General features: G+C 65.2%; 23 protein-coding genes. 2 read left to right on the plus strand and 21 right to left on the minus strand.

Annotated features, from left to right (window positions below):
* Positions 1-334: 334 nt before the first annotated feature.
* Positions 335-1,612, plus strand: a complete 1,278-nt coding sequence (locus tag ACTU6V_RS12485) for a CoA transferase (protein WP_443475736.1) — start codon at positions 335-337, stop codon at positions 1,610-1,612.
* On the opposite strand, the gene ACTU6V_RS12490 is transcribed toward ACTU6V_RS12485, so the two are convergent.
* Positions 1,563-2,372 carry a DUF4184 family protein gene (locus ACTU6V_RS12490; protein WP_443475737.1) on the minus strand — a complete coding sequence of 270 codons (810 nt, stop codon included), beginning with the start codon at positions 2,370-2,372 and terminating at the stop codon, positions 1,563-1,565. The genes ACTU6V_RS12485 and ACTU6V_RS12490 overlap by 50 nt on opposite strands.
* A 3-nt stretch (positions 2,373-2,375) precedes the next feature.
* The gene (gene tyrS, locus ACTU6V_RS12495) at positions 2,376-3,677 is read right to left on the minus strand and encodes a tyrosine--tRNA ligase (protein ID WP_443475738.1); all 1,302 of its coding nucleotides are present in this window, start codon (positions 3,675-3,677) and stop codon (positions 2,376-2,378) included.
* Positions 3,678-3,748: 71 nt separating this feature from the next.
* Between tyrS and ACTU6V_RS12500 the strand changes: the two genes are divergently transcribed.
* The gene (locus ACTU6V_RS12500; RefSeq protein ID WP_443468869.1) at positions 3,749-4,330 is read left to right on the plus strand and encodes a hypothetical protein; all 582 of its coding nucleotides are present in this window, start codon (positions 3,749-3,751) and stop codon (positions 4,328-4,330) included.
* Between the two features lie 16 nt (positions 4,331-4,346).
* Here the strand turns inward: ACTU6V_RS12500 and ACTU6V_RS12505 are convergent, their stop codons facing one another.
* The 19 genes from ACTU6V_RS12505 to infC form a co-directional block, all read right to left on the minus strand.
* Complete coding sequence (locus tag ACTU6V_RS12505) at positions 4,347-4,991, minus strand: SatD family protein (RefSeq protein WP_443475739.1); 645 nt, start codon at positions 4,989-4,991, stop codon at positions 4,347-4,349.
* A gap of 74 nt (positions 4,992-5,065) precedes the next feature.
* A complete protein-coding gene (gene argH, locus ACTU6V_RS12510) occupies positions 5,066-6,496 on the minus strand; it encodes an argininosuccinate lyase (RefSeq protein ID WP_443475740.1) in 1,431 nt (476 codons plus the stop codon).
* 9 nt (positions 6,497-6,505) lie between these two features.
* A complete protein-coding gene (locus ACTU6V_RS12515; RefSeq protein WP_443475741.1) occupies positions 6,506-7,597 on the minus strand; it encodes a DUF418 domain-containing protein in 1,092 nt (363 codons plus the stop codon).
* A gap of 4 nt (positions 7,598-7,601) precedes the next feature.
* Positions 7,602-8,525 carry an ornithine carbamoyltransferase gene (gene argF / locus ACTU6V_RS12520; RefSeq protein WP_443468873.1) on the minus strand — a complete coding sequence of 308 codons (924 nt, stop codon included), beginning with the start codon at positions 8,523-8,525 and terminating at the stop codon, positions 7,602-7,604.
* Positions 8,522-9,739 carry an acetylornithine transaminase gene (locus ACTU6V_RS12525; RefSeq protein WP_443468874.1) on the minus strand — a complete coding sequence of 406 codons (1,218 nt, stop codon included), beginning with the start codon at positions 9,737-9,739 and terminating at the stop codon, positions 8,522-8,524. The genes argF and ACTU6V_RS12525 overlap by 4 nt, the downstream gene beginning before the upstream one ends.
* Positions 9,736-10,653: an acetylglutamate kinase gene (argB, locus tag ACTU6V_RS12530; protein WP_443468875.1), complete on the minus strand. Its 918-nt coding sequence runs from the start codon at positions 10,651-10,653 to the stop codon at positions 9,736-9,738. Before argB ends, ACTU6V_RS12525 begins: the two co-directional genes overlap by 4 nt.
* Positions 10,650-11,807 (minus strand): bifunctional glutamate N-acetyltransferase/amino-acid acetyltransferase ArgJ, encoded by a 1,158-nt coding sequence (gene argJ, locus ACTU6V_RS12535; RefSeq protein WP_443468876.1) that lies wholly within the window; start codon positions 11,805-11,807, stop codon positions 10,650-10,652. The genes argB and argJ overlap by 4 nt, the downstream gene beginning before the upstream one ends.
* On the minus strand, positions 11,804-12,859 hold the full coding sequence (argC, locus tag ACTU6V_RS12540) for an N-acetyl-gamma-glutamyl-phosphate reductase (protein WP_443468877.1): 1,056 nt from the start codon (positions 12,857-12,859) through the stop codon (positions 11,804-11,806). The genes argJ and argC overlap by 4 nt, the downstream gene beginning before the upstream one ends.
* Positions 12,860-13,105: 246 nt before the next feature.
* Positions 13,106-14,263 carry a glycoside hydrolase family 3 N-terminal domain-containing protein gene (locus ACTU6V_RS12545; RefSeq protein ID WP_443475742.1) on the minus strand — a complete coding sequence of 386 codons (1,158 nt, stop codon included), beginning with the start codon at positions 14,261-14,263 and terminating at the stop codon, positions 13,106-13,108.
* Positions 14,264-14,352: 89 nt separating this feature from the next.
* On the minus strand, positions 14,353-16,854 hold the full coding sequence (pheT, locus tag ACTU6V_RS12550) for a phenylalanine--tRNA ligase subunit beta (RefSeq protein WP_443468879.1): 2,502 nt from the start codon (positions 16,852-16,854) through the stop codon (positions 14,353-14,355).
* Complete coding sequence (pheS, locus tag ACTU6V_RS12555) at positions 16,854-17,894, minus strand: phenylalanine--tRNA ligase subunit alpha (RefSeq protein ID WP_443475743.1); 1,041 nt, start codon at positions 17,892-17,894, stop codon at positions 16,854-16,856. The genes pheT and pheS overlap by 1 nt, the downstream gene beginning before the upstream one ends.
* 27 nt (positions 17,895-17,921) lie before the next feature.
* Positions 17,922-18,842: an amino acid ABC transporter permease gene (locus ACTU6V_RS12560; RefSeq protein WP_443468881.1), complete on the minus strand. Its 921-nt coding sequence runs from the start codon at positions 18,840-18,842 to the stop codon at positions 17,922-17,924.
* Complete coding sequence (locus ACTU6V_RS12565) at positions 18,839-19,495, minus strand: amino acid ABC transporter permease (protein ID WP_443475744.1); 657 nt, start codon at positions 19,493-19,495, stop codon at positions 18,839-18,841. The genes ACTU6V_RS12560 and ACTU6V_RS12565 overlap by 4 nt, the downstream gene beginning before the upstream one ends.
* A 65-nt stretch (positions 19,496-19,560) precedes the next feature.
* Complete coding sequence (locus ACTU6V_RS12570) at positions 19,561-20,469, minus strand: glutamate ABC transporter substrate-binding protein (protein WP_443468883.1); 909 nt, start codon at positions 20,467-20,469, stop codon at positions 19,561-19,563.
* Between the two features lie 44 nt (positions 20,470-20,513).
* Positions 20,514-21,263 carry an amino acid ABC transporter ATP-binding protein gene (locus ACTU6V_RS12575; protein ID WP_443468884.1) on the minus strand — a complete coding sequence of 250 codons (750 nt, stop codon included), beginning with the start codon at positions 21,261-21,263 and terminating at the stop codon, positions 20,514-20,516.
* Between the two features lie 79 nt (positions 21,264-21,342).
* Entirely contained in the window at positions 21,343-22,155 is an 813-nt protein-coding gene (locus ACTU6V_RS12580) for a TrmH family RNA methyltransferase (RefSeq protein WP_443468885.1), read from the minus strand.
* 80 nt (positions 22,156-22,235) lie between these two features.
* Complete coding sequence (gene rplT / locus ACTU6V_RS12585) at positions 22,236-22,622, minus strand: 50S ribosomal protein L20 (RefSeq protein ID WP_417510501.1); 387 nt, start codon at positions 22,620-22,622, stop codon at positions 22,236-22,238.
* A gap of 33 nt (positions 22,623-22,655) precedes the next feature.
* On the minus strand, positions 22,656-22,853 hold the full coding sequence (rpmI, locus tag ACTU6V_RS12590) for a 50S ribosomal protein L35 (protein ID WP_087133207.1): 198 nt from the start codon (positions 22,851-22,853) through the stop codon (positions 22,656-22,658).
* A 73-nt stretch (positions 22,854-22,926) separates the two neighbouring features.
* Positions 22,927-23,562 (minus strand): translation initiation factor IF-3, encoded by a 636-nt coding sequence (gene infC / locus ACTU6V_RS12595; protein WP_443469230.1) that lies wholly within the window; start codon positions 23,560-23,562, stop codon positions 22,927-22,929.
* Positions 23,563-23,701 lie beyond the last annotated feature (139 nt).

The following is a 23,701-nucleotide window of genomic DNA, read 5'->3' on the forward strand; positions in this document are numbered from 1 at the left end:
ACAACCAGGCCCGCAGGGCAACTTCTCAATCTTACCCCGTGGCTTCCGTTTGTCAAATCGGCGATCCGAGCGAACTCGGTGCGATCTGCGGAACCACAGAGCATCCCAGATGCAGGATCTCACGAGGTGAGTTTCTGTTTCTGGGAGGTGGTCCGCCACTTGAGGGGAGGTGAGCCTTGGCCCTTTCTCAACCCTGTGGGGCGAACAAGTAATAATTTACGTGGAATGCGGGATCTCGGCAAATCCAGGTGAGATCCCGGGCGTGTCTCGATGGTCGCTCCGCGCCATTGCTCCTGGTCAGCGTAGATTTCGGGCGAAAGAGTACGATCGCGCCATGAGGTTGATGCTCGCAGACGCACAGATCGACATACCGGATCCTCCCTGCAGGGTGCCTCTTCCCTCGCGTCTTGACACTGCATCTCTCGCCTGGGCCAGCGTGGTCGCAGCTGGCACCGCCGCGCATTCCGCGCACTGCCCCGTTGCAATACCCGACCCAGCCCGGATCGCCATGGCCTATCGCAGCGACCGCTTCTTTCGCCTCGATGGAAAGACGCAGAGCGCGTGGTCGCCGTACTCCCGCTTCTGGCGCACATCAGACGGGTGGATACGAAGCCACGGCAACTACCCGCACCACGCGCGCGCATTCCGCGAAGCGCTCGATCTCGGTAAGAGCGCTTCGCCAGAACACATCGAAGCAATCATCGCGTCGATGACTGGTCGAGAAGCGGTAGCGCGCGTTGCCCACGCCGGCGGCCTCGCCGTCCTCGTAAACCCGGAGGACCGAAAGACAGATGCTGCGCTGCGCACCACTGCGCTTATCGACATCAACAAGATCAGCACGGACTCTCGTCCTCAAGGTGGTGCACAGGCAGAGGCGATGTCCCCCCTCCGCGGCATCCGCGTTCTCGACCTCACGCGTGTGATCGCTGGTCCCGTCTGCACACGAACGCTCGCGCTGCTCGGTGCTGATGTGCTGCGCATTGATCCACCTGACCTCCCTGAGATCGGCTGGCAGCATCTCGACACCGGTCATGGCAAGCGCTCCGCGCTGCTCGATGCGCGAGACCCCCAGATGGAATCTCTCCTTCAGCAGGCCGACGTGGTCATACTCGGCTATCGCGCGGCGACCATGGAGCGGCTCGGCCTCTCCCCGGCAGCTCTTGCACGGCGGCATCCGGGTCTCGTCATCGCGCAGCTGACGGCGTGGGGTACGGAATATCCGAACCGCGTCGGCTTCGACAGCCTGGTCCAAGCGGAGTCGGGAATCGCAATGATCGAATCGGTCGATGGCAAGACCCCCGGTGTGCTGCCCGCCCAGGCCCTCGATCACAGTGCCGGGTATCTGCTCGCGGCGGGCATCTGCGCTGTTCTCGCGCGTCGCAGAGTCGAGGGCGGCACCTGGCAGGTGAGCACATCGCTTCGCCGGATCGCCGCCGAGCTGCTCGGGATGCCACGGCGCGTGGCCCCAGAAGCCGAGGTCGCCATCGATCCCTCGGATCACCTCGAAGACTTCGCCGTGCAGGAGCACACGGTGACAACGGTGCGATCAGCGCTGCCGGGATTCAGCTTCGCGGCACCGCATCTGTGGGCTTCGGACGCCCCACGATGGTGAGCCCGACGCAGAACGCGAGAGTGAGCATGGCCCAGACCCCGCAAGCGGCAGGGAGCGTGCGGTACGCCAGGTGCTGGAGCGTGAACTGAGCGGTGAATGGTCCGAGCGTCGCGTAGCCGATGCTCCATGCGGCGATGAGGATGATCGGCAGCGACAGCCACCAGACGATCCGCACCCACGGCCGCAGCCTGCGCACTCGCACCGGCCGGGCTTCAGCACGTCGCAGCCAGATCAGCGCGTAGACGCCGAGCACCAGAAGAGCGACAACGCTCGACCCGTGCTGCAGCCACTTATAACCCTGCAGCGGGCCCCACTGTTCGTCGAGCCCGGGGATGAGCTGCAGACCCAGCCGCCCTTCGTGCGTGAACGAGTCCCACACGATGTGCGAGAGGACGCCCAACAGCAGGGATACCGTGAGCCACAGCCCGTAGGTCCATCGTCGTCCGATGCCGAGGGCATCATTCAGAGCGTCGGAACCGACCTCGTCCCACTCGGGGGGAAGCCGTCGCGCCAGCCACGTCGGCGAGAGCTCCCCCGCCGCTGGTCGCAGCACCACGCGCCACAGCAGGAACAGTCCGAGCGCGACGACGGCGGTCCAGACGATGTTCGCGTAGCTGTGCGTGAACGAGTAGGTCACCCCGAAGCCACGCAGGAACAGCGGCAGGTCCGGGGTCATCGCCCCGATCGCGATTGCTGCCGGAACCAGCGGTGTGCGCAGGAACGGCAGCGCGACGACCGCGTGACTCGGTGTGAACGGCAAGCGTCAGCCGATGAACACGCCAGCGAGGGTTTTCTTGCCGCGGCGCAGCACTGACACTCCTCCTGGCAGGGTTCCCTGCACTGCGGCGGTCTCGTCTTCTATGCGGACACCGTCGAGAGAGACACCGCCCTGTGCGATCGCGCGGCGCGCTTCGGACAGGCTCACGACGAGTCCGGTCGCAACAAGCGCGTCGACCACGGAGGTGCCCACGGCAACCGTGGCGTTCGGGAGTTCATCGAGTGCCGAGCGCAGAGTGGCAGCATCGAGCGTGCTCAGATCGCCCTGACCGAACAGCGCGTCAGATGCCGCGATGACGGCAGCCGTGGCATCCGCCCCGTGCACCGTCGCGACGACCTCGAGAGCGAGGCGCTTCTGCGCGGCACGGCGGAACGGCTCCGTCTCGACGAGCTTCTCGTACTCTTCGATCTCGGAGCGGGTGAGGAATGTGAAGATCTTCAGACGCTCGATGACGTCGGAGTCAGCGGTGCTCAGCCAGAACTGGTACATCCTGTATGGGCTGCACATCTCGGCATCCAGCCAGATCGCGTTGCCCTCGCTCTTGCCGAACTTCGTGCCGTCGCTGTTGGTGATCAGCGGAGTGCCGATCGCGTGCGCGGAGACGCCTTCGGCACGACGGATGAGGTCGGTGCCGCTGGTCAGGTTTCCCCACTGGTCCGATCCGCCGGTCTGCAGCACGCAGTCGTACTGGCGGTAGAGCTCGAGGAAGTCCATGCCCTGCAGGATCTGGTAGCTGAACTCCGTGTAGCTGATCCCCTCATCGGAGTTCAGCCGCGCAGCGACGGCATCCTTCTTGAGCATCGTTCCGACGCGGTAGTGCTTGCCGATCTCACGCAGGAAGTCGATTGCGCTCATCGGCGCGGTCCAGTCGAGGTTGTTCACCATGCGCGCGGCGTTCTCGCCCTCGAAACTGAGGTAGCGCTCGACCTGCATGCGCAGGCGCCCCACCCACTCCTCGACCGTCTCGCGGGTGTTCAGCGTGCGCTCGGCGGTGGGACGCGGGTCGCCGATGAGTCCGGTCGATCCGCCGACGAGGCCGAGCGGCTTGTGACCGGCGAGCTGGATACGGCGAAGCGTCAGCAGCTGCACGAGGTTGCCGAGGTGCAGGCTCGGAGCTGTCGGGTCGAATCCGCAGTAATACGTGACCGGGTCCCCGCCGAGAAGGGCGCGCAGCGCCTCCTGGTCAGTGGACACATGGACGAGGCCGCGCCACACGAGTTCATCCCACACGTTTTCGAACGCGGGATCAATCGCCTGCGGGGCAGTCGTCAGAGGAGGATTCGACACGCGTTCCAGGTTATCAGCGCCTCGCCCCCACCATTCCGCGCGATGTCGGATGCTCGTGCGAAGCTGTCGGCATGTCTGCGGCACTGCTATCGATCATCGTGGGAGCGAGCGTGGCCGTGCTGCTGGGCGCCGCGCTCGTGATCTCGCTGGCCACCCTGCGCAAGCCCGCGACGATGCCGATGGCGGTCGCGAGCATCTTGGCGGGGGTTGCGCTGGTGGCGATCGTGGTCGTGCGACCGTCCGGAATCCCGATCTACATCGGCGCACTGATCGCGGTGCTCGGGATCGCCGCCGCGACAATCGGCGGCAACCCGTTCACGCGTCGGGCTCTCGATATCGCCACAGGAAAAAGGGTCCGCGAAACCGAGGACGGCGGCATCCTCATCATCGCCGCGCAGGCCTCCGACCCCGAGAGCGCGCGCACCCTCATGCGCGGCGGCACGGTGATCGGCTATCTGGAGCGTGTGGCCATGGTGATCTCGGTCGCGGTCGGGTTTCCAGAAGCGATCGCCGCGATCATCGCGGTCAAGGGCATCGGCCGCTTCCCCGAGCTTGCCGAGCCCGAAGCTCGCGAACGGTTCATCATCGGCACGGTGGCGAGCCTGCTGTGGGCCGGCGTGATCGGCGCGGTCATCCGTCTCGCACTGACCTGAGCCGACCGAGCCACGGTCAGAGCAGGTCGAGCATCCGGAAGCCTTCGACGATGGCAGCAGCACCCGCGGTCGACAGCCCCTGAGACACCGCGGACTGGGTGATTCCCTCTGCCTCGGCGAGTTCGCGCTGCGTCCTGGACAGACAGCGTCCGTAGGTCAATCGGCGCACGCGTTCAGACATCGTGCCGACGATCTCGTCGCGCGTGAGCAGATAGACGTTGGCCCATCGCACAGCATCCGCGTGCTGATCTGCCACGCTCTCGTCAGCGATGATCCAGCTGCGGGCTTGAGGAGCGGTGCGCTTCTGCAGCATCTCAACGTGTTCGATGGCGCTGCGCGCCGCCCACCAGCCTGGGCCTTCGGAGATGCCCTTTTCGGATGCTGACGATGGCACCCGGTTCACGTCGCCGATGCCGATGCCATATCGAAACTCCACACCGTCTGGCAGAGCCAAGCGCAAAAGCAGAATCGCACCGAGTGCGGCGTCGATGCTCGGATAGACAGCCTGCTGCTCATCGCCCACAGTGGGGCGCAGACCCTGCGTCGCCACGGGGAGGTCTTGCTCGACGCGAGCGATCGCGTCGTCGAACGCTCGTTGCGCGCTGACGCGATCAGCGAGTTGCCGAGAGCCGATGATGTCGGCGGTCACCGCGATGGACATGACATGAGGTTATCACTAATATTCTCGAGATATAAGTCATCCACTTATTGCGCGGGAATATCAGCGATTCCAGGTCAGAGCCCCAGTGCGTGTGCAGCCTTCTGCGTGCGTGCGATCAGTTCAGCGCGCTGCTCTTCGACACGCACCGGTGCAGTTCCGCCAGTGCCGGTGCGCGAAGCAACCGACCCTTCGATGCTGAGGACCTCACGAACCTCAGAGGTCAAGTGTGCGGAGACATCGGCGAGCAGTGCGTCATCTGCATCCTCGAGGCCGATCCCCCGCTCCTCGCAGGCACGGACAAGCGCACCGGAGATCTCGTGCGCATCACGGAAGGGCACCCGACGCTTCACGAGCCATTCGGCCACATCCGTCGCGAGTGAGAAGCCCTGCGGCGCCAGCTCTGCCATGCGAGCAGTATCGAAACGCAGAGTCGCGATCATGCCGGCGAAGGCAGGCAGTACGACTTCAAGCGTGTTCACCGAGTCGAAGACCGGCTCTTTGTCTTCCTGCAGGTCACGGTTGTACGCGAGCGGCAGGCCCTTGAGCGTCGCCATCAGACCGGTCAGGTTTCCGATCAGGCGACCGGACTTGCCGCGGGCGAGCTCGGCGATGTCGGGGTTCTTCTTCTGCGGCATGATGCTCGACCCTGTCGAGTAGCTGTCGTGCAGCGTGACGAAACCGAACTCACGTGTGTTCCAGAGGATGATCTCCTCCGACAGGCGCGAGAGGTCGACGCCGATCATCGCGGTGATGAACGCGAACTCCGCAACGACATCACGAGCTGCCGTGCCGTCGAGCGAGTTCTCGGCCGGACGATCCAGACCGAGCTCACGGGCGACGAGATCGGGATCGAGACCGAGTGTGGATCCCGCTAGCGCTCCTCCGCCGTACGGCGAGACACCGGCGCGCACGCGCCAGTCGACGAGGCGTTCGAGCTCACGCACAAGAGGCCACGCATGCGCCTGCAGGTGGTGCGCGAGAAGTACGGGCTGTGCGTGCTGCAAATGAGTGCGTCCAGGAAGAATCGCCTCCGGATGCGCTTCGGCCTGAGCGACGAGTGCATCGATGACACGCAGAATGTCGCGGGCGATCACCTTCGCGTGATCGATCAGATACATCCGCACGAGCGTCGCGATCTGATCGTTGCGCGAGCGTCCGGCACGAAGACGACCGCCGAGCTCGGGGCCGAGCTCGGCGATCAGCGCCTGCTCGAGTGCACCGTGCACATCTTCGTCGGTCGGTGCCGGAACGATCGTCCCGTCGGCAACCTTGCGCGCGACGGCATCGAGCCCCTCATGCATCTTCTGCGCTTCGTCGGGCTCGAGGTATCCAGCGGCCGCAAGCGCTGTCGCGTGCGCGTGGGACCCCGCGATGTCATAGGGCGCGAGGATCCAGTCGAAGTGCGTAGACCGGCTGAGTTCTACCAGCTCGGGGGATGGCCCCGATGCGAATCGTGCGCCCCAGAGTGCGCCCTCGTTCGTGCCGTCATGCTTCGCCTCGCTCATCGTTCCAGCCTACCGGCGGGGCTGCGAGGTCACGACGGCCTTCGCGGCGCGATCCAGCAACCACTCCAGCGGTCCGCGCCCGATGAACAGCGCCCACGCGGTACACCCGATCAGCGTGGTGATAGTCATCGGCCAGAACGGCTCGAGCTCACGGAAACCGCCGAGATCTTGCGTATTACCCAACGCGATTCCCGCGACGATCGCCCAGACGACGATCTGCGCGGTATAGGCCGTCAGCGGCATGGCACCAGCCGCACGCAGAGGCAGCGTGATCGCCTTCAGCACGCTGAGTCGGCACAGCAGCAAGCAGATTGCCAGCGTCGCGAGAACGAACCCCGCGGAGCCTAAGACTTCGAACAGGCCAGCCGAGTGCGGCTCGACCGACCATACCGACCGCCAGTACGGATCTGACTCTGCCCCTGGCAGTAGCGCCAGCCCGTACCCGACAGCCGCGAGCACTGCGCCGGCGATCAGCATCCGCACCTGGACCGAGGTTCTGGTGACTCCCGCTCTCGAGATGCCGAGACCCGCGAGCACGAAGACGATCCAGATCGTGAACGGATAGTGCCATCCGATGAACACGTCCAGCTCCGGCCCGAAGGGCATCTGCCAGATCGGCAGTTCGTCAAGCAGCGGCTGAAGGAAAGGCATGATCAGTGCGAGCACCGCCGCCACCCACAGGATGATGCGCGCTGGCAACCCGGCGAACGGGAGTGCGATCAGGAACAGGATCGCGTAGGCGGGCAGGATGACGAACACCGGCACCCCGGTGAGGATGAGCAGGATGCCGAGGACGAGCAACACCGCGGCACGAATCGCCACCCGCCCTCGGGCGACCGACATCTGTGGGCCCGCCAGCGGCGTGCGACCGCCGGTGACAAGACCGATCGAGACGCCGGCAAGCATCGCGAACAGAATCGACGATCGTCCATCGACGAGGGCTGTCCACGATCCTGGGTCAGTCCAGACGAAGCCATCCCCCGTATCGAGCAGGTGCGCTGCGAACATCCCGATGATGGCGAGTCCGCGGGCGAGATCAACGCCGGCGATCCGGGCAGGACCGTTCAGTCGCTGCCAGTTCGTTCGCAGACGCCCGCTCATTTGCTCAGCTCTGACGCAGCAGCCAGACCAGCAGGGCCTTCTGCGCATGCAGGCGGTTCTCCGCCTCATCCCACACAACGCTCTGCGGACCGTCGATGACTTCCGGGTCGACCTCGTAGCCGCGGTCAGCGGGCAGGCAGTGGATGAAGATCGCTTCGGGACCGGCGAGAGCCATCGTCTCGTTCGTCACCTTGTAACCGCCGAGGTCACGAATGCGTGCGATTTTCTCCTCTTCCTTGCCCATCGAGACCCAGGTATCCGTGACGATGACGTCGGAACCAGCCGCCGCCTCGTTGGGGTCGGCGTAGAGCGTGATCGAACCGCCCGTCTCTGCAGCGCGGCGCTCTGCGGCCTCCACGACATCAGCACGCGGAGCGTAGGACGCCGGCGATGCCATGCGCACGTGCATGCCAGCGGTGACACCCGCGAGGGCGTAAGAGTGCGCCATGTTGCTCTGCGCATCGCCGAAGAACGTGAGTGTCAGCCCGGTCAGGTCGCCCTTGTGCTCGCGGATCGTGAGCAGGTCGGCGAGCAGCTGGCAGGGGTGGAAGTCATCGGAGAGCGCGTTGATGACCGGCACGCGGGTGCCCTTGGCCATCTCTTCGAGTCCGGACTGCGCGTAGGTGCGCCACACGATGGCCGCCACCTGACGCTCGAGCACGCGCGCGGTGTCGGAGGGGGTCTCCTTGCCGCCGAGCTGGCTGCTCGCTGTCGAGATGATCAGCGGCGAACCACCGAGGTCGGCGATCCCGACCGCGAACGAAACGCGGGTGCGCGTGGAGGACTTGTCGAAGATCACCGCGACGGTCTGGGGTCCGGCGAGAGACTTGTCAGCCCAGCGGTCCTTCTTCAGCTCGATCGCGAGATCAAGGATCTCCGCCTGCTCGGCGGAGGTGAGGTCATCGTCGCGCAGCAGGTGGCGGGTCACAGTGTTACCTTCTCGTTCTCAGATGCTGCAAGAACCGCCTGCACGTCAGCAAGGGCAGCAGCGAACAGCGTGTGGAATTCTTCGATCTCTGCGTCGCCGATGTTCAGAGCCGGCGCGATGCGCACGGTGCTGGCGTTCGCCGCGTTGATGATGAGGCCCCGGTTCTGGGCCGCGGTGACGACCTCACTGGCGACAGGCGCGCTGAGGCCGACGCCGATGAGTAATCCGCGTCCGCGAACCTCGTCGACCAGGTCCGACCCGAGCCCGAGGATCACAGCGCGCAGCTGCTCGCCGCGAGCTGCCGCGTTCTGCACGAGGCCTGCGTTCTCGATCTCGCCGAGCACCGCGTTCGCAACGGCGGTGCCGAGCGGGTTACCGCCGAAGGTGGAACCATGTGACCCGGGCGTGAACAGCGCGCTTGCCGATCCGTAGGTCACCAGCGCGCCGATCGGGAAGCCTCCGCCGATCCCCTTCGCCATCGTGATGGCGTCAGGGGTGATGCCCTCGTGGTTGAATCCGAACCACTCGCCGGTGCGACCGGCTCCGGTCTGGATCTCGTCGATGATCAGCAGGGCGCCGTGCGTGAGTGTCAGCGACCGCGCCGCGGCGAGGTAGCCCTCCGGCAGTTCGACGACGCCTGCCTCACCCTGGATGGGCTCGACGAACACAGCCGCGACGCGGTCATCGAGAGCAGCCTCGAGCGCCTCGATTGTTGCAGGGATGTGCTCAACCCCACCGGGCATCGGCTCGAAGGGGGCACGGTAGGACTCCTTCGCGGTCAGCGCGAGGGATCCGATCGTGCGTCCGTGGAAGGCGTTCTCCAGGGCGAGAATGCGCGGGCGATCGCTGCCGCCGTGCAGGCGAGCCAGCTTGAACGCCGCCTCATTCGCCTCTGCACCCGAGTTCGAGAAGTATGCGCGGCCTTCAAGACCAGCCCCTGCCAGCCGCTTCAGGCGTGCTGCGAGCTCGAGCTGAGGAGGCGTGGCGAAGTAGTTCGAGACATGAGCGAGGGTCGCCGCCTGCTTCGAGATGGCTTCGACGAACACCGGGTGTGCATGGCCCAGTGAGTTCACGGCGATGCCGGCGAGGAAGTCGAGGTAGCGCTTGCCCTCGTCGTCCCACACATGCGATCCCTCGCCGCGAGTGAGCATCGCGAAGCGCTCCCCCGCATTGAGTACGAGATCCCGTGCCGCATCTTCTTTCCAGACGGTCACGCCGTCACCCCCGATTTTTCAAGTACCACTTCAGTTCCGATTCCCTTGCTGGTGAACAGCTCGACGAGTACTGAGTGCTTCACCCGCCCGTCGATGATGGCCGCTGCATCCACTCCGCCTTCGACCGCATCGAGGCACGCGCGCATCTTCGGGATCATTCCTGACTCGAGAGTCGGGAGCATCTGGGTGAGTTGCTGCGAGTTCAGGTGCGAGACCAGCGAATCCCGATTCGGCCAGTCGGCGTAGAGACCAGGGACGTCGGTGAGGATCACGAGTTTGCGCGCGTTCAGCGCGACCGCAAGGGCGGATGCTGCGGCATCCGCGTTCACGTTCAGCGACTGTCCCGGGTTGTCGAGGTCCGGCGCGATGCTGGAGATCACCGGGATGCGGCCGGCAGCCAGGTGATCGAAGATCGCGGTGGGATCGACCTGCACGACGTCTCCGACGCGGCCGAGATCGACCTGCTGGCCGTCGATCTCAACGCCGCGGCGTCGGCCGCCGAAAAGACCGGCGTCTTCACCGCTGAGCCCTGTTGCGATCGGACCGTGCGAATTGATCTTCGCGACCAGCTGCGGATTGACCTGACCGGTGAGCACCATGCGCACGACGCTGATCGCCTCAGTGTTGGTGACCCGGTAGCCGCCCTTGAACTCGCTGGGAATCGCAAGGCGATCCAGCATGTTCGAAATCTGCGGACCGCCGCCGTGGACGACTACCGGCTGGACGCCGACGTAACGCAGGTACGCGATGTCCTGCGCGAATGCCTCCTGCAGTTCATCGGAGACCATGGCGTTGCCGCCGTACTTGACGACCACGATCTGGTCACGGAACTTCTTCAGCCACGGGAGCGACTCGATGAGCGTCGCCGCTTTTTCTGCCGCGACGTCGGGGGGCGTGTCCTGAATATCTGTCATGAGGAGTAGGCGCTGTTCTCGTGGACGTAGTCATGGGTGAGGTCGTTCGTGCGGATCGTCGCCTCGGCGTCGCCCACCTTCAGATCGATGAGCAGATCGGTCTCGCGCGGCGTGAGATCGACGTCTTCACGCGGACGGTCAGGGCCCCCCTCCGTGCACACGCGGACGCCGTTCATCCACACGTCGACGTCATAGGGGTCGAACTGCGCAGCGGTGGTGCCGATCGCGGCGAGTACACGACCCCAGTTCGGGTCGTTTCCGAAGATCGCGGCCTTGAAGAGGTTGTTGCGGGCGACGGAGCGGCCCACCTCCACAGCATCCTGCTCATTCATCGCATTCGCGACACAGATCGTGATGTCGTGGCTGGCGCCCTCAGCATCGCGCTGCAGCATCGCTGCGAGCTGATCGCTGAGTTCGGTAAGAGCTGCGGTGAACTCTTCGAGATCGGGCCGGATGCCGCTGGCACCGTTGGCGAGCAGCGTCACCTGGTCGTTCGTCGACATGCATCCATCGGAGTCCAGGCGATCGAAGGTCTGGCCGGTGGCTGCGCGAAGCGCGGTGTCCGCCTCGATTGCCTCGAGGTCGGCGTCAGTCGTGATGACGACGAGCATGGTCGCAAGGCCCGGTGCGAGCATTCCTGCCCCCTTGGCCATGCCGCCGATCGTCCAGCCGTCGCGGGTGATCACCGCGGTCTTCGCGATCGTGTCGGTTGTCATGATGGCGTGGGCCGCACTGTCACCCCCTTCTGCCGAGAGTTCGCTGATCGCCTGCCGTGTGCCGGCGAGAACCTTGGCGCGGAACGCTTCGTCTCCCGTGCCGATGAGCCCGGTGGAGCAGACGAGGATGTCCCCTGCGCTGACGTCGAGCAGTTCTGCCGCCTTCTCGGCGGTCTGGTGCGTGGTCTGGAAGCCGAAGCTTCCGGTGAAGCAGTTCGCACCTCCCGAGTTCAGGACGATCGCCTCGACAGTGCGGTCGAGGATGACCTGCTGCGACCAGATGATCGGGTTGGCCTTGGCGCGGTTGCTCGTGAACACCGCGGCACCGATCTTGCGCGGGCCTCGGTTGACGACAACGGCGACATCCGGCTTTCCGGTGGACTTGAGACCGACTGCGACTCCGGCCGCTTCGAATCCCTGAGGTGCGGTGACGCTCATGGTGCCACTCCGTTCACGGTGAGGGCGCGGTCTTCGGGAAGGCCGAGCGCGAGGTTCATGGATTGAATGGCAGCGCCAGCGGTGCCCTTGGCAAGGTTGTCGACGGCAGTGACCACCGTGACCCGGTTCACCGCGCGGTCGATCGCGAGGCCGATCAGCGCCGTGTTCGCGCCGACCACATCCGCGGTGCGCGGGAACTGTCCCTCCGGCAGCAGCTGCACGAAAGTCTCGTCGCCGTACGCGCTCTCCCACGCTGCGCGGATCTGTTCATCGGTCACACCGGGGATGATCGGCGCGGTCGACGTGGCGAGAATACCGCGAGACATCGGGACCAGCACGGGAGTGAACGAGATGCGCACATCGGCGGCATCCGGACCCTGAGCCTGCCTGAGGGCCTGCTGGATCTCCGGAATGTGTCGGTGCGTGCCGCCGACTGCATAGGGGTTCGCCGTGCCGAGGAGCTCGCTACCGAGAAGGTTCGTCTTGAGGCTCTTTCCGGCCCCAGACGGGCCGACGGCGAGCACGGAGACGATATCGCTCGGGTCGATCACCCCGGCAGCGACACCAGGGGCGAGGCTGAGGCTGACCGTAGATGCGTTGCATCCGGGGGCAGCAATGCGCTTCGCTCCGCGCAGGTTCTCGCGCTGCTTGGCGTCACCACCGATCAGGAGCTCAGGAACGCCGTAGGCCCACGGCTCGTGGAAGTGGCCGCCGTAGAAGGCATCCCACGATTCCTGTGAGGTCAGGCGGTGGTCGGCGCCGGCATCGATGACCAATGGCACATCTCCCAGAGCATCCGTGTACTGGCCGGACTGACCATGCGGAAGCGCGAGGAAGACGATGTCGTGTCCGGCGAGAATCTCTGGAGTCGTGTCCTGCAGAGTGAGGTGTGCGAGCGAGCGCAGGTGCGGCTGGTGCTGGATGAGCGGCTGACCTGCATTCGAATGCGCAGTGACAGTGCGGATCTCGATGTCGGGATGGCCTGCGAGCAGGCGCAGAATCTCGCCACCTGCATAACCGGATGCGCCGGAGACGGCGACGGAATACGTCATGGTTCTACCTTAACGGTCGGGACTTCCATCCCTGATCTGGTCGGAGGACAGCGGCGGCGACACCGGTGCTCGACCACCCGCACGAGCGGAGGGAGCACGGGGTCGCCTAAAGTCGGCGTCCGCCCAGACGGCTGCGGCGTCGGCGCACGACGGTAACGCTCGGAGCGAGCGTCGCAGAGTCGTTGAGAGCCGAAGGCATGTGTGGACGATAGCGCGGGATCTGGAGCATCCGCAAATCCGGCCGGGTCACAGGGTGGACTTGAGCATGAGCACGCGAGATGCTGCCTCGGCAAGACGCTCCGCGAACGTCGCATCCGTGGACGCACGCTGTTCCAGCGCCGTGATGATCTGTCCGGCCGTCTCTGGGGTGGATCCGGCGATCATGAGCACGAGGTCCGCACCGGCCGCGATCGCGGCGACTGAGTTCGCGACCGGATCGGCGTACGCTACTTCACCGGATGAGCCGAGCATCCCCAGATCGTCGGTCACCGCGACGCCGTCGAACCCGAGGTCCTCGCGCAGAATCCGATACCACTCGGGTGAGAGCGACGCGGGTTCCGCGGCAATCGACGGGAATCGGAGGTGCCCTGTCATCACCAATTCTGCTCCCGCGTCGATGCCGGCTTCGAACGGGATCGCGTCGAACGTGCGCCACTCCGCGAGTGTCTGCGCACTGGTCGGGATCGCGCTGTGCGAATCTCCCTCGGCCGCGCCATGGCCAGGGAAGTGCTTGAGCGTGGATGCGACGACACCGCGTTCGCCGGCCACTGCCGCGGCGACGCGATCCGCGACGGCCTGCGGGTCGGTTCCGTACGACCTGCCGAAGATGAATGAGTCCTGCGTGCGAGGAACATCGGCGACGATGCCGAAGTTGATGTCGACCCCCGCGGCTGCGAGCAGCCCGGCCCGCGCTGCGAACGCGGCCTGGGTCTCAGCAGGTGCCGCTGTCTTCAGCTCGTACGACGAAGCAAGCTCATCCCACGGCATCCGCCTGACGTCCCCGCCTTCCTGGTCGATCGCGATGAGCGCCTGATCGGATGCCGCGTGAACCGTGTCGGTCAGACCGCGAAGCTCGTCCGGCGTCGCTGGAACGTTGCCGCCCATCAGGATGAGGCCATCGGGGCCCACCGAGACGTAGTCGGCCAGAGCGGCCGCGTCCGTTCCAGGAGCAGTGCCCATGACGACCAGCGCCGCCTGCTCGGCGATGGTCATGCGTGCGACCTGCTGCGCTGCCTGCTCTCCGGGCGTCAGAGGAGTCGGGGTGGGGGTGGGGGTGGGGGTCGGAGCCTGAGTGGCTGTGAGCGTCGGCGGTGTCGATGGCTCAGCGGAATCGCCAGAGGCGGCGCACCCCGCAAGTCCGATGCCTACCGCCAGGAATGCCGCGGCAATCGCACGACTTCTCATCTGCCTAGGCTACCCACCGCAGGAGGTCGTGCGACCATCCTCTCCACTCTGCGATTTGCTCTGCGAATCGCTTTGCACCTGACCCGCGGTCAGTCCCGGATGCTTGCGCCGAACCGTTCGGTCGCCACGGCGACACCGGCGAGCTTCGCGTCGGTCGCCTCGGCTGCGGTGAGGGTGCGGTCGGCAGCGCGGAAGCGGAGCGCGAAGGTCAAGCTCTTGTGCCCCGCATCCACGCCCTGGCCGCGGTAGTCGTCGACGAGGCGAGCGGATTCGAGCAGCTCACCCGCACCCTCGACCAGCGCAGCGCGCAGGTCAGCGGCGGTGACGTCGATGGGAACGACGAGCGAGACATCCTGCGTGGCAGCGGTGTTGCGCGACAGGGATGCTGCCACGACCCGGTCACCAGCAAGCGAGAGCACAGCGTCGAGGTCGAGCTCGAACACGACCGCGCAACCGGGAAGGTCGGCGTCTGCAGCCACGTTCGGGTGCAGCTCTCCGACGTATCCGACCTCGGTGCCTGCGACGCTCAGCACGCCCGCGCGTCCGGGGTGCAGCGCGGCACGGCTGCCCTGGGCCACATCGATGTCCACGCCGGCCGCGACAGCGACGACGCGCACGGCATCCAGTGCTTCGGTGAGGCCGTAAGCCTCTGCCTCGCGACCGGGCTGGCGCGGCGTGACGTTTCCGGTGAACAGCGCCGCGAGGTGACGCGGCTGCGCCGGAATCGACGCGTTCAGCTCTGCGAGCTTGTCAACGGAGGGGCGCTGACCGAGCGGCGGCACGTCATCGGTGCCGTACGAGACTCCGGCTTCAGGCAGGAACACCGCGCCGATCTCGAAGATCGCGACATCGGTCAGGCCGCGCGCGATGTTGCGGTGCGCGGTCGGCAGCAGCGTCGGCACGAGCGAACGGCGCAAGAACGGTACCTGGCCATCGAGCGGATTCGCGAGCTTGATGCTGGGCTGCTTCTCCCCCGAGACGGAGCCGTGCAGGTCGTTGAGCGCATCGGTCGTGAACGGGAAGGTCGGCGTCTCGACAAGTCCCGCAGCCGCAAGCGCGTTCGCAATACGGCGACGACCGAGCTGCGCAGCGGTAAGGCCGCGCCCTGCCGGCGGCACCGGCAGCACGGAGGGGATGCGGTCGAGTCCGTGGATGCGCGCAACCTCTTCGGCCAGCGTCCACTTGTCGGTGAGGTCTGGCCGCCAGCTCGGCGGAATGACCTGCCATCCTTCAGCAGTCTCAGTGACCTCCGCGCCGATCGTCTCGAGCGCGTCGACGATCTCCTGATCGGTGTAGTCCACACCGATGAGCCCAGGGACGAACTCTGCTGGCAGGTCGATGCCGGCGATCTCGAACTCGCCGTACAGCGCGCCGCCGAGCTCGTCGATCCGTCCGCCGGCGAGGTCGACCATGAGGTCGGCTGCGCGTTTGGCCGCGACGAACGGGATCAGCGGGTCGACCCCGCGCTCGAAGCGCTTGGAGGCCTCGCTGGGCAGCTTGTGCCTGCGCGCGGAGCGGGCGATCGAGATCGGGTCGAAGATCGCGGCCTCGATGAGCACGTTGCGCGTGGCATCCGTCATCTCGGTCGTGCCGCCGCCCATGACCCCGGCGAGCCCGATCGGACCGGACTCGTCGGTGATCAGCAGGTCCTCGACGTGGAGCTTGCGCTCCTGCCCGTCGAGCGTCGTGAGCTTCTCCCCCGCGGTGGCACGGCGAACCGTGATGCCACCGGAGAGCTTGTCGAGGTCGTAACCGTGGATCGGGTTTCCCAGTTCGAGCATCACGTAGTTGGTGATGTCGATGAGGATGCCGAGCGAACGGATGCCGGCGAGCGACAGGCGCGCGACCATCCAGGGCGGCGTCGGGCGGGAGGGATCGACGTCGCGCACCGCGCGCGCAACGAACTCCTGCACCGGCTTGCCCTCACGGATCGGCTCTGCATCCACGGCGAGCAGGAACCCGGTGCCAGGCTGCACGTCATCCCACTCGTGGGCTGCGGGATCGCGGAAGTCGGCGCCGGTGGCGTGCGAGTACTCGCGCGCCACACCACGGATCGAGAATGCGTAGCCACGATCAGGCGTGACGTTGATCTCGACGGCCTCGTCGTCCAGGTGCAGCAACGCGATCGCATCGGTGCCGACCGGTGCGTCAAGGCCGAGCGAGGAGAGAATCAGGATGCCGTCATGCTCATCGCCGAGTCCGAGCTCTCGAGCGGAGGCGATCATGCCGTCAGAGACATGCCCGTAGGTCTTGCGCGCGGCGATCGGGAACGGCCCCGGGAGGGTCGAGCCGGGAAGAGTCGCCACGATCTTGTCCCCGACGGCGAAGTTGGCGGCACCGCAGACGATGCCGCGGACCCCACCGTTCTCCTCACCGACGTCGACCTGGCACCAGCGGATGGTCTTGCCGTTCTTCTGCGGCTCCTCCTCGAAGGAGAGCACCTGCCCGATGACGACAGGGCCTTCGATCTCGAAGCCGTGCAGCTCTTCCTCTTCGAACCCGACGGACACCAGCGAGGCGAAGACGTCCTCAGCCGTGGCATCCGGTGCCATCTCGACGTACTCACGCAACCACGAAAGCGGGACGCGCATCACACCACCATCCCGAACTGCTCGCTGAAGCGCACATCGCCTTCGGCCATGTCGCGCATGTCCTGTACATCGCTGCGGAACATCAGTCCCCGCTCAACGCCGATCCCGAACGCAAACCCGCTGTAGATCTCGGGATCGATTCCCGCCGCCCGGAGCACGTTGGGGTTGACGATGCCGCAGCCGCCCCACTCGATCCAGCGGGCGCCGCCCTTGAAGGTGGGGTGCCACAGGTCGAACTCCGCCGACGGCTCGGTGAACGGGAAGAAGTTGGTGCGCAGGCGCGTCTTCGCCTCGGCGCCGAAGAGCTGGCGTGCGAGGTGATCGAGGGTGCCCTTGAGGTGCGCCATCGTGATGCCCTCGTCGACCACGAGGCCCTCCACCTGAGTGAAGACCGGCAGGTGGGTGGCGTCGTACTCGTCGGTGCGGAATACGCGGCCGGGTGAGATGACGTAGATCGGCACCTCGCGGGTGAGCATCGTGCGCATCTGGACAGGGCTCGTCTGCGTGCGCATGACCAGATGGCGGCTCGCGGGGTCGACGTAGAAGGTGTCCTGCATCTGCCGCGCCGGGTGGTCAGGATCGAGGTTCAGAGCGTCGAAGTTGTACCACTCGTGCTCGAGCTCGGGGCCTTCGGCGACCTCCCAGCCCATGCTGACGAAGATGTCAGAGATCTCTTCCTGCAGCAGAGGCAGCGGATGCCGCGCTCCGACGCGCGTGCGCGATGCGACGGCGGTGATGTCAACGCGCTCGTCTTCGAGCCGCGCAGCCAGCTCTGCCTCAGCGAGCTCCGTCTCCTTCGCCGCCATAGCCTGAGTGACCTGGCCGCGGCCCTGGCCGATCAGCTTGCCGAAGGCGGCCTTGTGCTCGGGCGCAACCTGACGCATCGATGCGTTCAGAACCGCCAGCGGCGACCCTTCTGCGACATGCGCGGCGCGGGCGGCTTTCAGCTCTGCGGTGCTGGCGGCGGCACCGATCGCGTCGAGAGCGGCGGCGACGGCGGATTCCACCGCCTCTGGAGTGATTTCTGGAGCGTCTGACACGAGAACCGAGTCTACCGGGGGTGTGCGTCAGATTCCCCCGCCGGTGCTGTTCCCGTCGAACTTGCCCGTGCCCTTCTGGGCCGCGATGATCTCGGTGTCGGTCCCCTCGTGCATAACCGCGGCGTTGTCTGCGGCGATGACCTTCAGCTTCGGCGAGTGACGGGTCTTGATCTCGACCCACTTCGCAATGCCTGACAGGATCAGACACATCACGATGTAGATGCCACCGATGACGATTGCCGACTGCAGGATCGGACGCCCCTCCTGCGAGCTGAGCAGCTTGGCGTAGTACAACAGCTCCGGGTAGGTGATGATGAACCCGAGCGCGGTGTCCTTCATCGTGACGACGAGCTGAGCCACGATCACCGGGAGCATTGCGCGGATCGCCTGAGGCAGCAGGATCAGTCGCATCACGCCGCTCTTGCGAAGCCCGATCGCGTAGCCTGCTTCCTTCTGACCCCGCGGAAGCGACTCGATACCCGCACGCAGAGCCTCGGCCAGCACGGAACCGTTATAGACCATGAGTGCGATCACGACAGCCCAGTACGGGTCCATCTTGATGCCGATGCTCGGAAGGCCGTAGTACAGCAGCATCATCATGACCAGCACCGGCACGGCGCGGAAGATTTCGGTGATCGCAGTGACAGGAACGCGCACCCACGCGTGGTCGGAAACTCGCCCGATCGCAAGGACGAAGCCAAGCGTGAGGCTGAGGATCGCGGCGACGGCGAAGGCAGCAAGTGTGTTCCCGAGCGCCTCGAGGATCTGCTCCCACACCGTGGAGAAGGTGAATACGTACCACTTCGCCGGCGCGAACTGTCCAGAGACAGCCATGCGGTAGATGAGGAAGCCGACAACGGCGGCGACGAGAACGACAGTCGCGATCGCCAGGAGGCCATTGCGTCGCCGTGCCCGCGGGCCGGGGACGTCGTAGAGGACAGAAGTCATCGCGCGATCCTCCATCGGTTCTCGAGATAGCGCTGGACCCAGCTCATGAGCAGCACCATGATGACGAAGATGACGGCGACCCAGAGGAGAACCTCCATCGGGCTGCCCGCTCGATCATGCGAGTCGTTGATCGTCGCTCGCAGGGCCGCGAGCTCACCGATCGAGAATCCTGCGGCAACCGTGGTGTTCTTCAGCAGCGCGATGAACACGCTCATCATCGGCGGAACGACGGAGCGGAAGGCCTGCGGCAGGATGACCAGCGACATCACCTGTCCGAATGGAAGGCCGATCGCTCGGGCCGCCTCGGCCTGGCCAACAGGGACCGTGCTGATGCCGGCGCGCAGAGTCTCGGCGACGTAGGTGGCGGTGTAGATGCCGATCGCCAGGATGCCGAGCACGGTGTTGGAGAGGTTCGGCAGCCCGAGCACGGGATAACCGAAGACGAAGAAGAAGAAGACAAGCGTCAACGGGGTGTTGCGGATGATGTTGACATAGGCCGTCCCGATTGCACGCGCCACCGGGACCGGGGAGACGCGCATCGCGCCGATGATCAGCCCGAGCACAAGGGCGATGATGCCGCCGAAGACGAACACCAAGAGGGTGTTGCCCAAGGCCTCGCCCCAGAGATCGAGGTTCCCGAAGATGACGTCCACGCGTCGTCCTCCCCTTCAGAAGGTTGAGAGGGGCGATCCCAAGATGGAATCGCCCCTGAGATCACTCAGTCGACAGCAGGCTGCTCGACTTCGATTCCCGACGAACCGAGGTTCTTGTCGAAGATTGCCTGCCAGATGTCGCCGCCATCGGTGAAGAGGGTGTTGATGTGGTCGAGAAGGACAGTATCGCCCTTCGGGAGTCCGACGCCGTAGCGCTCCTCGGTGAATAGCTCGCCGACGACCTTGACCTCGTCCGGGTACTTGGCCGCGTAGCCGATCAGAATCGCCTGGTCGGTCGTGACGGCGTCGACCTTGCCGTTGATGAGGTCTTCGACGCACGCGGAGTACAGGTCGTACTCCTCGGTCTTGATCTCGGGGTAGTTCTCCTTGATGTTCTGGATCGGGGTGGAACCCGTCGCCGAGCACACGGTCTTGCCGTTGAAGTCGGAGACATCCTTCACATCGGTGATGTCGCTGTCTACGCCGACGAGGAAGCCCTGGCCGGTGATGAAGTAGGGACCAGCGAAGTCGATCTGCTCCTTGCGCTTGTCAGTGATCGAGTAGGTGCCGACGTAGTAGTCGATGTCACCGTTCACGATCGCCTGCTCACGGTTGGCCGACGCGATCGGCTTGTACTCGATCTGCTCCTCGTCGAAGCCTAGGGATGCCGCGATCCACCGAGCGATGTCGATGTCGAAGCCGGCACGTTCGTTGGTGGTGACATCGAGGTAGCCGAGGTTCGGCTGGTCTTCCTTGACACCGATGGTGACCTTGCCGGCCTCGACCATCTCGTCGAAAGTCGGGCTGCCTTCGAGCTGGACGTCGCTGGCGACCTCGAACCAGGTAGAGGGCTCTGCGCTGGCGTCTCCGCCGTCGCTGCCCGGCTCCGTCGGCGTGCCGCTGTTGCAGGCGGTCAGGGCCAACAGCGCTGCCGCGGCGATTCCGATTCCCGCCAGTGTGCGTGTGCGTCGCATGATTGCGTCTCCTTCGTGTGCTGGGTGCTGTGTATGAGAAGAGATCAGTGGGTGAGGAGCTTGGAGAGGAAGTCTTTGGCGCGGCTGCTCTGAGGGTTCGTGAAGAACTCTTCCGGAGTCGCCTCTTCGACGATCTGACCGTCGGCCATGAACACCACACGGTCAGCTGCCTTGCGCGCGAAGCCCATCTCGTGAGTGACGACGATCATCGTCATCCCCTCTTTCGCCAGCTGCACCATGACATCGAGGACCTCGTTGATCATCTCGGGGTCGAGGGCGCTGGTTGGTTCGTCGAAGAGCATGACCTTCGGGTGCATCGCCAGGGCGCGGGCGATCGCGACACGCTGCTGCTGTCCGCCGGAGAGCTGTGCGGGCAGTTTCGACGCCTGCTGGGCCACGCCGACGCGTTCAAGGAGCGCCATCGCCTCCTTCTCGGCGTTCGCCTTCGACAACCCCCGGACCTTGATCGGTCCGAGAGTGACGTTCTCGAGAATGGTCAGGTGCGCGAACAGGTTGAACGACTGGAAGACCATGCCGACGTCGGCGCGCAGCTTGGCGAGGCCTTTGCCCTCTGCGGGCAGTTCATTGCCGTCGATCGAGATCGTGCCGCTCGTGATCGTCTCAAGACGGTTGATCGTGCGGCAGAGCGTCGATTTTCCTGAGCCGGATGGCCCGATCACGACCACCACCTCGCCCGAATGCACCGTCAGGCTGATATCGGTCAGGGCCTGAAAATCGCCGTAGTGCTTCTGAACGTTGTCCACCACGACAAGTGGCGCGCCAGTCTGGGTCATTCCCCCACACTAGAAGCACACCGGCTCGGGAACCAGGGCCAGCACGTGCGGGTTACCCACTTGTAACCCACCGATATTCTCAGTCGCCGTCAGCGGCCCGCTGGGAGAAGGCGCTCTCGTACAGGCAGACGCTCGCCGCTGTAGCGAGATTGAGCGATTCCGCTCGCCCGAAGATCGGCAGCTTGAGCACATGGTCGGCAAACGCCAGGGACGACTCTTCAAGGCCGCGGGCCTCATTGCCAAACAACCACGCTGTCGGCTGTGTCAGCACCCCCTCGGCGCGTGCGGCGAGCAGGTCATCGCCCTTCACGTCCGCGGCGAGAATGATGAGGCCCGCCGCGTGTGCACGCTCAACCACGTCTTCGAGATCCCCGCCGATGGACACCGGGAGGTGAAACAGCGAACCTGTCGTGGAGCGCACCACCTTCGGGTTGTAGGGGTCGACCGTGCGTCCGGTGAGTACGACAGCATCCGCGCCTGCCGCGTCCGCTGCGCGGATGATCGTGCCGAGGTTGCCGGGATCGCGCACCTCTTCACAGATCGCGACCAGTCGGGGGGAAGCCGCGAAGATATCGTCCAGTGCCGTGGGAATCTGGCGGCTGACGGCGACCACACCCTGAGGTGTGACAGTGTCGGCCATCGCACTGAGCACGTCATCTGTGACGAACTCGACGCGCACACCTTGCTCGGCGGTCGCTGCACGCAGGTCAGCGTGCTTCTCCCATGCCGTCTGCGTCGCGAAGAGTTCAACGATGGCATCCGGGCGATATGAGAGCGCCTCACGGACCGCCTGCGGGCCTTCGAGCAGGAAGAGACCAGTATCTGTTCGTGCGCTGCGCTTGGTGAGTTTCGCAACGGCTCGGACACGGGGGGACCGCGGATTCTCCAGCACGTGCTCAGTCTACGGATACGGGCGGGTGAATGCAGAACGGGCGCTCTCCCGAAGGAGAGCACCCGTTCGCGAGTGGAAGCTTACGCTGCCGACTTCGGCGCGTTGACGTCCGAAGGCAGAGCCTTCTTGGCCGTCTCGACGAGCGACACGAAGGTTGCCGGCTCGTTCACCGCGAGCTCAGCGAGCATGCGACGGTCGACCTGGACACCCGCGAGGCCGAGGCCCTGGATGAAGCGGTTGTACGTGATGCCGTTCTGGCGGGCAGCAGCGTTGATGCGCTGGATCCACAGACGACGGAAGTCGCCCTTGCGCTTGCGACGGTCACGGTACGAGTAGACCAGCGAGTGGATGACCTGCTCTTTGGCCTTGCGGTAGAGGCGCGAACGCTGACCGCGGTAACCCTTGGCGCGCTCGAGGATGACCCGACGCTTCTTGTGGGCGTTTACCGCCCGCTTGACTCTTGCCATTTTCCTGTGTTCCTATTCGTGCTTGCGTCGCGCTCAGCCGCGGCCGAGAAGCTTGTTCGCGACCTTGGTGTCGGCCTTCGAGAGCACCTGGTCCTGGTTGAGGCGGCGCGTGCGGCGGCTCGACTTGTGCTCGAGGTTGTGGCGCATACCGGCCTGCTGCTTCTTCAGCTTGCCGCTACCAGTGATCTTGAAGCGCTTCTTAGCACCCGAGTGGGTCTTCTGCTTCGGCATCTTCTCTTCCTTCGTGTGGCGCCTTTTCAGGCGACGGTGTCAACCCGCGCAATGCGGGAGTGTGAGTGCGGCGTTACTCCGCAGGCTTTTCTTCAGACTCGTCGGACGTGCGTGCGTCACGAGCAGCCTGTTTGTTCGCGACACGGACAGCATTCTGCTCGGCCTTCGCATCGGACTTGTTCTTGAGGGGTGCAACCACCATGACCATGTTTCGTCCGTCGATCGTCGGGTTGGACTCGACAGTGCCGAGCTCGGCGACGTCCTCAGCGAACTTGCGCAGCAGACGGACGCCCTGCTCTGGGCGGGACTGCTCACGACCGCGGAACAGGATCATTGCCTTGACCTTGTCGCCGGCCTTGAGGAAGCCCTCGGCGCGCTTGAGCTTGGTCGTGTAGTCGTGAGCTTCGATCTTCAGTCGGAAGCGGACTTCCTTGAGGATCGTGTTCGCCTGGTTGCGGCGAGCTTCCTTCGCCTTCTGGGCAGCCTCGTACTTGAACTTGCCGTAGTCCATGATCTTGACCACGGGCGGCTTCGAGTTGGGGGCAACCTCGACGAGGTCGAGGTCGGCTTCCTGCGCGAGGCGGAGCGCGACCTGGATGGCGACAACGCCGATCTGCTCACCCGCGGGGCCGACGAGGCGGACCTCGGGGACGCGGATGCGCTCATTGGTACGGGGATCGCTGATGCGGAACTCCTTAGACGATGGGATTGGCCACTGCGACGCATTCTGCGACGCACCGTGAAAACGGAGACGCCTACCCACCCGCCGACATTCAGACGTCGGCTTCGCACCCTGAACACCGGACATCGTCCGATCTACCGGCGTGAACCGGCGGAGTACAAGACCC

The organism is Microbacterium zouquanmingi (genome assembly GCF_052266675.1).
Taxonomy (GTDB): domain Bacteria; phylum Actinomycetota; class Actinomycetes; order Actinomycetales; family Microbacteriaceae; genus Microbacterium.

Excerpts from the sequence above, each read along its gene's own strand:
- ACTU6V_RS12485 (WP_443475736.1), top strand. The coding sequence starts at position 335 with ATGAGGTTGATGCTCGCAGACGCACAGATCGACATACCGGATCCTCCC.
- ACTU6V_RS12500 (WP_443468869.1), top strand. The coding sequence starts at position 3,749 with ATGTCTGCGGCACTGCTATCGATCATCGTGGGAGCGAGCGTGGCCGTG.
- ACTU6V_RS12505 (WP_443475739.1), bottom strand. The coding sequence starts at position 4,991 with ATGTCCATCGCGGTGACCGCCGACATCATCGGCTCTCGGCAACTCGCT.
- argH (WP_443475740.1), bottom strand. The coding sequence starts at position 6,496 with ATGAGCGAGGCGAAGCATGACGGCACGAACGAGGGCGCACTCTGGGGC.
- ACTU6V_RS12515 (WP_443475741.1), bottom strand. The coding sequence starts at position 7,597 with ATGAGCGGGCGTCTGCGAACGAACTGGCAGCGACTGAACGGTCCTGCC.
- argB (WP_443468875.1), bottom strand. The coding sequence starts at position 10,653 with ATGACAGATATTCAGGACACGCCCCCCGACGTCGCGGCAGAAAAAGCG.
- argJ (WP_443468876.1), bottom strand. The coding sequence starts at position 11,807 with ATGAGCGTCACCGCACCTCAGGGATTCGAAGCGGCCGGAGTCGCAGTC.
- argC (WP_443468877.1), bottom strand. The coding sequence starts at position 12,859 with ATGACGTATTCCGTCGCCGTCTCCGGCGCATCCGGTTATGCAGGTGGC.
- ACTU6V_RS12545 (WP_443475742.1), bottom strand. The coding sequence starts at position 14,263 with ATGAGAAGTCGTGCGATTGCCGCGGCATTCCTGGCGGTAGGCATCGGA.
- pheT (WP_443468879.1), bottom strand. The coding sequence starts at position 16,854 with ATGCGCGTCCCGCTTTCGTGGTTGCGTGAGTACGTCGAGATGGCACCG.
- ACTU6V_RS12560 (WP_443468881.1), bottom strand. The coding sequence starts at position 18,842 with ATGACTTCTGTCCTCTACGACGTCCCCGGCCCGCGGGCACGGCGACGC.
- ACTU6V_RS12570 (WP_443468883.1), bottom strand. The coding sequence starts at position 20,469 with ATGCGACGCACACGCACACTGGCGGGAATCGGAATCGCCGCGGCAGCG.
- ACTU6V_RS12575 (WP_443468884.1), bottom strand. The coding sequence starts at position 21,263 with ATGACCCAGACTGGCGCGCCACTTGTCGTGGTGGACAACGTTCAGAAG.
- rplT (WP_417510501.1), bottom strand. The coding sequence starts at position 22,622 with ATGGCAAGAGTCAAGCGGGCGGTAAACGCCCACAAGAAGCGTCGGGTC.
- rpmI (WP_087133207.1), bottom strand. The coding sequence starts at position 22,853 with ATGCCGAAGCAGAAGACCCACTCGGGTGCTAAGAAGCGCTTCAAGATC.